Origin of the sequence: Phocicoccus pinnipedialis (assembly GCF_903994035.1) — a bacterium.
Taxonomy (GTDB): Bacteria; Bacillota; Bacilli; order Staphylococcales; family Salinicoccaceae; genus Phocicoccus; species Phocicoccus pinnipedialis.
The window spans coordinates 22,265-31,108 of sequence record NZ_CAJEWB010000013.1 but is presented as its reverse complement, the minus strand read 5'-3'; the positions used below and the strand labels follow the sequence as shown (position 1 = coordinate 31,108).

Below are 8,844 nucleotides of genomic sequence, written 5' to 3'. Positions count from 1 at the left end.
GAGTAATACAGTTTATAAATTGATATTAATAGCAATATTATTAATAATAGCCATACTCATTGATAAAAAAAACAAATCGAAAAATTAAAACAAGAGATATTATTCAATTTATAAAAGTTGTCTCAGCATAAATGTATGTTACAGTTCGAGATCGTTTGAACGTTTGATTGCTTTTGCTTTAGACTTCTTAGGTTTTCCTTCATTATCAATTTGTTCTTGATTGCTATTTGATAAATCTTGCACTTTCGTCATTGTCTTAACTATACCTTTAGAAATAGCTCACCATTCTATTAGTGTAAAAGTATTTTCATAATGTCTTTTTTGGCTTCTTCTGAAATTTTCTCACTAAGCCAATGCATTTTTTTAAAATTAAACTCCGGAAATTTATCCTTTTTTAATATTATATTTTTTAATATTCTCAATTCTTTTATCGAAATAAGTTAGTCAATTAAGAATTTTATGATAAAATCAATACTTATCTTTAAATAGAGTAAGTATTCCAAAACATAATTATAACAATTTTAATTATAAGTACACATAATATTTAACATATTATTATTCAAATTAACATCCATATTTATAGGGTATTACAAACGTATATTAAGTTTTGAAACCAATTGCAAAATCTTTAGAAAAGAAGTGAAACTCTATGAAAGTATTTATTAATTTTTTAAGCACATTCCTTATTGCTTATCCGATAATGATGTCATTAGTATGGATTGTTGGTGCGATTCTTTATTACTTGTTAGTGGAACGTAAGTTTAATAAAGAACCTCAAACTAAAGATGTTTTTGAGGGTATATCCTTTCTGATCCCATGCTATAACGAAGCAGAAACGATTGAAGAAACACTAACTAACGTTCTTAATCTATCCTATCCTAAAAAGGAGATTATTCTTATTAACGATGGTAGTAGTGATGATACGGTTAAGAAGGTCACGGCTTTAAAGGAACTTTATGATTTCAAGTTCATTGACCTTAAAGAAAATAGAGGGAAAGCCAATGCGCTGAATACTGCTGTTAAGGAGGCTCAATATGATTTCGTAATGGGTATTGATGCAGATACTATTATAGAAGATGACGCGCCTTATTTCATGATAGAAAACTTCAGAAAAGCTCCTAGACTAGGTGCCGTGACTGGTAACCCTCGAATCAGAAATAAGTCCTCTATATTTGGGAAAATTCAAACTGTGGAATATGCAAGTATTATTGGAAGTATTAAACGCGCACAGACAATGAATGGTTATGTAAATACTATTTCAGGTGTGTTTACATTATTTAGAAAATCTGCATTAAAAGAGGTAGGCTACTGGGATAATGACATGATCACGGAAGATATTGCTGTGTCTTGGAAGTTTCATATGAATCGTTTTGAAATTCTTTATGAACCTCGTGCATTGTGTTGGATGCTTGTTCCAGAAACCTTTAGTGGTATTTGGAAGCAACGTCTTAGATGGGCACAGGGTGGGCATGAGGTAGTTCTTAGAGAGTTTAAGCATATGTTTAAGAAAAAAAGTTTGCCTTTATGGCTGCTATACTTAGAACAGTTTCTCTCAATTTTCTGGGTCTATTCTGTATTATTCCTACTAGTATTCACTGTTATTAACATTGATTTTTTAGACTATTATTTTTATGCTTATAACTTTAATATTCTCTTACTAGGTTCTATTATATTGACCACTGTGAACATATTTCAATTTACGGTGTCACTTATTATAGATAGTAGATATGAGAAGAAGAATATTTTGTATTTGTTTTTCTTATGTTGGTATCCAACATTCTATTGGTTAATTAATGCTTGTGTGGCTGTGTGCGCATTTCCTAAGGCGTTACGTCGTAAGAAAGGAGAATTTGCAACATGGTTAAGTCCAGACAGAGGAAATATCCAACGGTAAAATCTTCACTTAATTTTGTTACTGAAGCACTTTTAGTTATTCTTTCTACAGTACTATGGATGTATTGTTTATTATCCGTATTTATTGTATTATCTTTGTTTTCTTTGCAAGATTTTGAAGTATCTCAATTCTTTCGTATTATATTTAATCTCGAAAGAACTGATTTACAGAGTACGTTGATGATTATAGGCATCTTGGTAGTAACTATAACCGTTTATTTATTATGCAGTTATAGTTTTCGGACATGGAGGAAAAAGCATGAAAAAGTGGATTAACATAATTTTCATTATTACACTTTTATTATCGGGTCAACATGATGCAAAAGCCAAAGAGACAGAGCAAGAGTGTCTCGCTCTAAACTATCATCGTCTTGTTAAAGATAATTGGTTTACGAAGGTTGTCAGTTTGATGACTTCGAATAAGGAACTAAACCTCTATTCTATTAAAGTTCCGGATTTCGAAAAACAAATGGATTGGCTAATTGCGCATAACGCAACATTTGTCACAGAACAAGAGTTGATGAAGTATAAGTCCAATGGTGCTTTCCCAAAGAGATGCGTGTGGGTGAACTTCGATGATATGGATCAGTCAACTTTAAAATTAGCACATCCATTATTAAAGGAACGTCATATTCCAGCTACTGGCTTTGTAATTACCGGTCATGTAGGAGATGCTTCTTTTCATAATTTTAAACTTATCTCTCTCCAGTCTTTAAAGGACATGGAGGCATCTGGTATCTGGCATTTTAATTCCCATACTCATGATTTGCATAATATTAAAAATGATACTTCTGACTTGATAAATAGACACGGCGAGATGCCATTAGATCTCAATACAAGTGCATCCTATATTAAAGATAATTTTAGTACTTCAGTTTTATCACTGGCTTACCCATACGGACAGTATGATGATGATACGATAAAATATCTTAGAGGTTCAGAGTTTCGTCATGCATATGTTCTTAAAGATGTGCCGATTAATGTAGATGATGACAACTACACACTTCCACGTATATTAATGACCAGAGATTCATTCGATAAAATAGTCAAAAAATGGGACGGTTTTAATTGATATGAAAAAATATAATCACGAACTCAACTATGTTAGAGCCATATTATGTGCGATTATTGTTATCACACATATTCTTACTGAATATACGAATGCCAATAATACTGATGTAGCACAGCTTGAGACGTTATACTGGGTGAGAATGTTTCTTATTTTCGGTACAGCAGGATTCTTAATGTTGACTCAACTCATATTCACATTGAATCTCCAAGAATTACCCAAAGATTATATTAAACGTCGAATTCAGTATGTATTTATACCTTATGTGTTAATGGGTTCATTTTACACTTATAGCGAAGCAGTCTATTTACGAACGCCATTTATTACAGGGTTTATTGAGAATGTACTAAAAGGCCAGTGGTATGGTTATTTTATATTTATCATTTTAAAATTCTTCGTACTCAACACACTAATTGTCAAACTGTGGCCCAAGTTATTGTCTTCTAGTATCGCGGTAGTTATAGCAATTATCTTTAATATTTTCTATCTATATATGTATCATCATTATGATGCTCTAAGTCAATGGGTTGAAGATATGTATTTCTTTGAGCCTAATACGGTTATCTTTGGATGGATTGGCTATTATTTTGTAGGATCGTATATAGGTAGTCACTATGATAAGATCAAAGGCTACCTGGAACAGTATGGTCTTATCTTAATTTTCGCAGTGACTGTATCATATGTGTTGTTTATTATATTCGGAAGTCATAATTATTCTGATGTATCTAGCTTTAATGAATATATCTTACTCTATAGTATAATTGCATTTTTATATGTTATCCATGTCAGTATCAAAAGCGAAGGAATAATGGTTGAAGTCGTATCACTAATAAGCATGTATTCATTTTTTATCTATTTGTTCCATCCGAATGTTATTCAGTATATTTATAATTATACTGAACGCTTTGAAGATAGTACGTTTCTGTTTATATTAACTTCTGTTGTATTGACATTTAGTGTATGTATCGGTCTCGGTAGTATACTCAGGTCATTTAAGATCTTCAAATATATTATGGGTACTCAACCATATAAGTAATGATATTAATGTAATAATTTATAACTCAATGAATTAGAAAGTTTTTGTATAAAAGATGAGTTAAATATATCCCAGTCTTATAAACGAACGTTTATAAGACTGCTTTTTTTGAAAACTAAATAGAGTAGTGATTTTTGGTGGTCAATGACTAAGATAAGGATAATGAACCGTTATTTCTAAGCAGCATTATTTAAGAGGAGCTTTCTATTCATAATCTGTAAATGAGGCAATTGGATAACAGAAACATGTCGAAGAATCTGCAACAAATTAATTAAATCTATTTAAAAACACTTTTTTGTAGGTGTTTCTATTTTTGCATGGACATGAACTTCTTTTATCTGTCTGTTTGATAAATAAATTAATAATCTTTGTCACGTGTGTGTTTAATAATTTAGGGTATAACATAATTAGATTTGAAAATAATATTAAATAAAATTATGGTATTAAAGGAGGTACTAAAATGGTTGAAAAAATTAAAAGATCGACATCTATTTGGATTACTTTAAATCTTGTTTTCTTTTTTGCTATGTTAGGTATTAATTATCTTGGTTCAACAGGATTTTTTAATGGGATGGGACAGAAAGATGTGTCGGATAAATATACGACATTATTAACGCCAGCTGGTTTTGCTTTTTCTATATGGGGCGTTATCTATACTTTAATACTGATCTCACTCATTTATTTTTTTGTTAAAAGAAAAGAAATTATGATTAGTCAATTGATTAATGAAATTTCACCTTTATTTATTTTGAGTTGTATTTTAAACATGGGTTGGATTATTGCATTTTCTTATGAGAAGGTTGGGTTATCGACGCTATTTATTTTAGGTATGGTGGTTGTAATACTACTCATCGTTGAAAAGATATATAAAAGTCGAGAAGAAATCCCTTATACTTTAACGGGTATCGCTTTTACTCTTTATGGTGCTTGGGTTTTTATTGCTTCGATTTTAAATGTGGCTATATTTTTAGTCCAACAGAATTGGGGTGGGTTCGGAATACCTGATAGTGTTTGGGCAATGATTATGATTATAGTTGCTATAGTACTCACACTATCTTATCTATTGCTATATAAAAATGCAGTGTTTCCAATTAGTCTGGCTTGGGCATTTTGGGGAATTTATAATTCTTATAGTAGCGGAAGTATAAAGTCTTCAATGGACGAAGTAATTCAAACCATGTTGCTAATTGGAATTGGTATATTTATTGTAGCGATTATTATTACGTTTATTAAAAATAAATTTGCAATATTCCCGAAGAGTAATGCATAGAACTTTCTAGTATAAGGGTGTTATGTAGCAAGGAGTATAATAGAGATATTTTTAAATAGAATGCCTTATACTATCTTTAAATCATTTTTAACTCCCTATATATCCTAAAAAACTGGTAATTTTTAACATCTATTTTTTAAAAAGTAAAATAGGTGTTTTTTTAGTTTTTATAATTCATAAGGAAGTGTGTGTATGAATAACCACCCGGTGTTGAATCGTTTAGATACGGAGTCTGTAGGTAAATCATTCGTAAGATATTTGATACCGTCGATAGTTGGTATGATGCTGATGGCTGTTAATATAGTCATCGATGGTATCATGGTTGGGAATCGTTTGGGTTCTGTTGCACTTGCTGGAGTGGGTATAGCCGTTCCTGTGTATACCATATTTGTAGCAACGTCATTATGGATTGGTATTGGTGCAGCGACAAAGTACTCAATTGAAATGGGTGCAAAGCGAACAGAAGAAGCACGTATCGTTTTTTCGAATGCCATTACATCTATTTTTATAGTGACACTTATTATTGCGATCGTTGCATATATCAATCAGATTAAACTCGCATATGCTTTAGGTGCGAATTCTGACACATATGTGTATGTAGCTGATTATATGAGTATTATGTTAATATTTGGTTTTATATTTACTATTGAAAATGTTTTTAGTGTGATGGTTAGAAACGATGGGGGACCGAATTTATCTATGGTTGCTCTTGTAATAACATCACTTGTAAATATTGCTTTAAACTATATATTTCTTTTCAAATTAGACTATGGTGTTAAAGGTGCGGCTGCAGCAACTGTAATTGGTGCAGCGATTGGAATAGTCATTTTGAGTATGCATTTTTTTAAAAAAGAAAGTAACTTACGTTTCGTACGGTTTAAGTTTGACTATAAGTTGTTGGCGACATTACTAGTGATCGGATTTCCAAGCTTTCTATCTGAAGTTGGGTTTTCAGTTTTCACGATCTCACATAATGTAACTTTTAAGTATCTTGCAGGGACTGATGGTGTATCTGCATTCGCAGTATTAAATTATGTACATAGTGTGATGCTTTTATTATTCCTTGGTATGGGTGGGGCAATACAGCCCCTAATAAGCTATTATTATGGTGCGAAGGATAATCATAAGATGACGGTGACACTGCGATTAGCGATTTGGACGTCACTTGGTGCAGGTATATTATTTTTCTTTATTGGTCTAAATGCATCGGGACCGATGGTTGATTTATTTGGGAATTTCCCAAGTGAAGTTAGAGCGATTGCGATACCAGGAATTAAATTATTTTTTATTGCCTATCTATTTATGGGGATAAACTTTGTTATGATGACGTATTATCAATCTATCGGACAAATACGGATGGCAATATGGATAACTTCTGCTCGAGAAATTATTTTATTACTAATAATTCTCGCGATTTTACCTCGTATATTTGGTTTAAACGGAGTGTGGTTGGCTATCCCACTATCTGAGTTTATTGTTTTAATCACAATCATTTATTATCAAAAAGCACGCGATTAAAATTGAATATAAACATTTAACTTAACAAAAAAAGCAGATGTGCAATGCACATCTGCTTTTTTAAAATAATAAATGAATTAAACTCCCTAAAAGAGCTATAGATAAAACTAATTTACTTACTACTAAAAGTTTGGGAAAGCTAAATTTAATTATAGTAGCAATTATTGCAACTATGCTCCATAAGACTGCTAAGCTTCTTTGAATATGATAGTTTTCTGGTAATGAAGTGAATGCAAGATAAGAAATTAGAAAAGTTAGTACTACATTCCATATAAAGACACCCTTTAATGAAGGTGAGTTGTTTTTATATAGAAAACGTTGAGCAATTAATGCAATAACAACTAATGCTATAAATAATATTTCTAATAATCCTAATGCCATATGAGACAACTCCTATAGTCATATGATTGTATCATAAATCCGTTAGAAATAATTAATTATAGATCATGAATATATTGGTTATTACTGAAAAAGCTAACGTAATATATTATAATTTACTGCGTTAGTTTTTTCTGCTTGATGTATTAATCTGATGGATTCGTTAAGTATAGAAAGTTGAATTAATTTTATTATAAAAGAAGAGGTGTGTATTTATATTGGTAGATAAAATAAAGAAAGAATGGTTTTCGAATATCCGTGCAGATATCTTAGCGGGTATTGTTGTTGCTCTCGCATTAATTCCTGAGGCGATTGCGTTCTCAATTATTGCGGGTGTAGATCCAATGGTAGGACTATATGCATCATTTATTATTGCTGTAACTATTTCATTTGTTGGTGGAAGACCAGGTATGATTTCTGCAGCAACAGGTGCTATGGCACTAGTGATGGCACCGCTTGTCAGAGAGCATGGCTTGGATTATTTACTTATTGCAACAATACTGACCGGGGTTATTCAGATATTATTTGGAGTATTAAAAATCGCAAAATTAATGAAGTTTATTCCACGCGCAGTAATGATTGGATTCGTGAACGCTTTAGCAATTTTGATTTTCATGGCTCAAGTACCACATTTCGTTGGTATTTCTAACTTAACGTATTTATTTGTAGCTGTGACACTGTTGATAATTTATGTGTTGCCTCGATTTTTCAAAGCAATTCCGGCACCATTAATCGCGATAATCTCTTTAACAGCTATAGCATTGTATACAAATGTAGAGTTACGTACAGTGGGTGATCTTGGAGTGATTACTCAATCACTTCCGGAATTCTTTATACCTAATGTACCCTTTACATTTGAAACACTTTTAATTGTTCTTCCATTCTCAATTGCACTCGCAATAGTAGGTTTATTAGAGTCGTTGCTTACTGCATCTATCGTTGATGATATGACAGATACAGAAAGTGATAAAAATAAAGAGTCCAGAGGTCAAGGTATTGCGAATGTGATTACAGGGTTCTTCGGAGGTATGGCAGGATGCGCGATGATTGGACAATCTGTAATTAATGTGAAATCAGGTGGGCGTGGCAGACTCTCTACATTTGTAGCAGGTAGCTTCTTGATGTTTTTAATTATCGTATTGGGGGAACTAGTGATACAAATCCCTATGCCTGTATTAGTTGGTGTAATGATTATGGTATCGATAGGTACTTTTGACTGGTCTTCATTTACTTATCTAAAAAAAGCTCCTAGAAGCGATGCGATTGTAATGCTCGTTACAGTAGGAATTGTCGTTGCGACGAATGACTTATCTAAAGGCGTTATTGCCGGTGTAATACTAAGTGCAATTTTCTTTGTATCTAAAATTTCAAAACTTACTGTAACTCGTGAACTAAGAAATGCAAAAGACATGTACATCGTTGAGGGGCAGTTGTTCTTTGCTTCCACAGAAGATTTTCTAAAATCATTTGACTTTAATGTAGAGAATCAAGAGATTACGATTGATTTTTCAAATTCGCACATATGGGATGATTCAGCCGTAGGGGCAGTGGATCGTGTGATATTGAAATTTGAAGAAAAAAATAACGCTGTAAAAATAATTGGATTAGATAATCCGAGTAAAGAAATTTTTCATAAATTTACTTTAAAATCTAATATAGATTAAGTCCTAATAATTAGGG

The 8,844-nt window shown here is 31.9% G+C and carries 8 protein-coding genes; 7 read left to right on the top strand and 1 reads right to left on the bottom strand.

Annotated features, from left to right (window positions below; all coding sequences use genetic code 11):
* Positions 1-649: 649 nt before the first annotated feature.
* The 6 genes from pgaC to H9D55_RS07965 all read left to right on the top strand — a co-directional run bounded on the left by pgaC (position 650) and on the right by H9D55_RS07965 (position 6,786).
* Positions 650-1,894, top strand: coding sequence for a poly-beta-1,6-N-acetyl-D-glucosamine synthase (pgaC, locus tag H9D55_RS07990; RefSeq protein WP_235963147.1), 1,245 nt, complete (start codon positions 650-652; stop codon positions 1,892-1,894).
* Positions 1,858-2,169, top strand: coding sequence for an intracellular adhesion protein IcaD (gene icaD / locus H9D55_RS08255; RefSeq protein ID WP_186078410.1), 312 nt, complete (start codon positions 1,858-1,860; stop codon positions 2,167-2,169). Before pgaC ends, icaD begins: the two co-directional genes overlap by 37 nt.
* Complete coding sequence (gene icaB, locus H9D55_RS07980; protein ID WP_186078409.1) at positions 2,153-2,965, top strand: intercellular adhesin biosynthesis polysaccharide N-deacetylase; 813 nt, start codon at positions 2,153-2,155, stop codon at positions 2,963-2,965. The genes icaD and icaB overlap by 17 nt, the downstream gene beginning before the upstream one ends.
* Position 2,966: 1 nt before the next feature.
* The gene (locus H9D55_RS07975) at positions 2,967-3,998 is read left to right on the top strand and encodes an acyltransferase family protein (RefSeq protein ID WP_186078408.1); all 1,032 of its coding nucleotides are present in this window, start codon (positions 2,967-2,969) and stop codon (positions 3,996-3,998) included.
* Positions 3,999-4,458: 460 nt separating this feature from the next.
* Positions 4,459-5,268 carry a TspO/MBR family protein gene (locus tag H9D55_RS07970; protein ID WP_186078406.1) on the top strand — a complete coding sequence of 270 codons (810 nt, stop codon included), beginning with the start codon at positions 4,459-4,461 and terminating at the stop codon, positions 5,266-5,268.
* A 192-nt stretch (positions 5,269-5,460) separates the two neighbouring features.
* The gene (locus tag H9D55_RS07965; protein WP_186078404.1) at positions 5,461-6,786 is read left to right on the top strand and encodes an MATE family efflux transporter; all 1,326 of its coding nucleotides are present in this window, start codon (positions 5,461-5,463) and stop codon (positions 6,784-6,786) included.
* 60 nt (positions 6,787-6,846) lie between these two features.
* Here H9D55_RS07965 and H9D55_RS07960 read toward each other — a convergent pair whose 3' ends face one another.
* Positions 6,847-7,167, bottom strand: a complete 321-nt coding sequence (locus H9D55_RS07960) for a hypothetical protein (RefSeq protein ID WP_186078402.1) — start codon at positions 7,165-7,167, stop codon at positions 6,847-6,849.
* 215 nt (positions 7,168-7,382) lie between these two features.
* On the opposite strand from H9D55_RS07960, the gene H9D55_RS07955 reads away from it, so the two are divergent.
* Positions 7,383-8,828, top strand: coding sequence for a SulP family inorganic anion transporter (locus H9D55_RS07955; RefSeq protein ID WP_186078400.1), 1,446 nt, complete (start codon positions 7,383-7,385; stop codon positions 8,826-8,828).
* Positions 8,829-8,844: the final 16 nt, after the last annotated feature.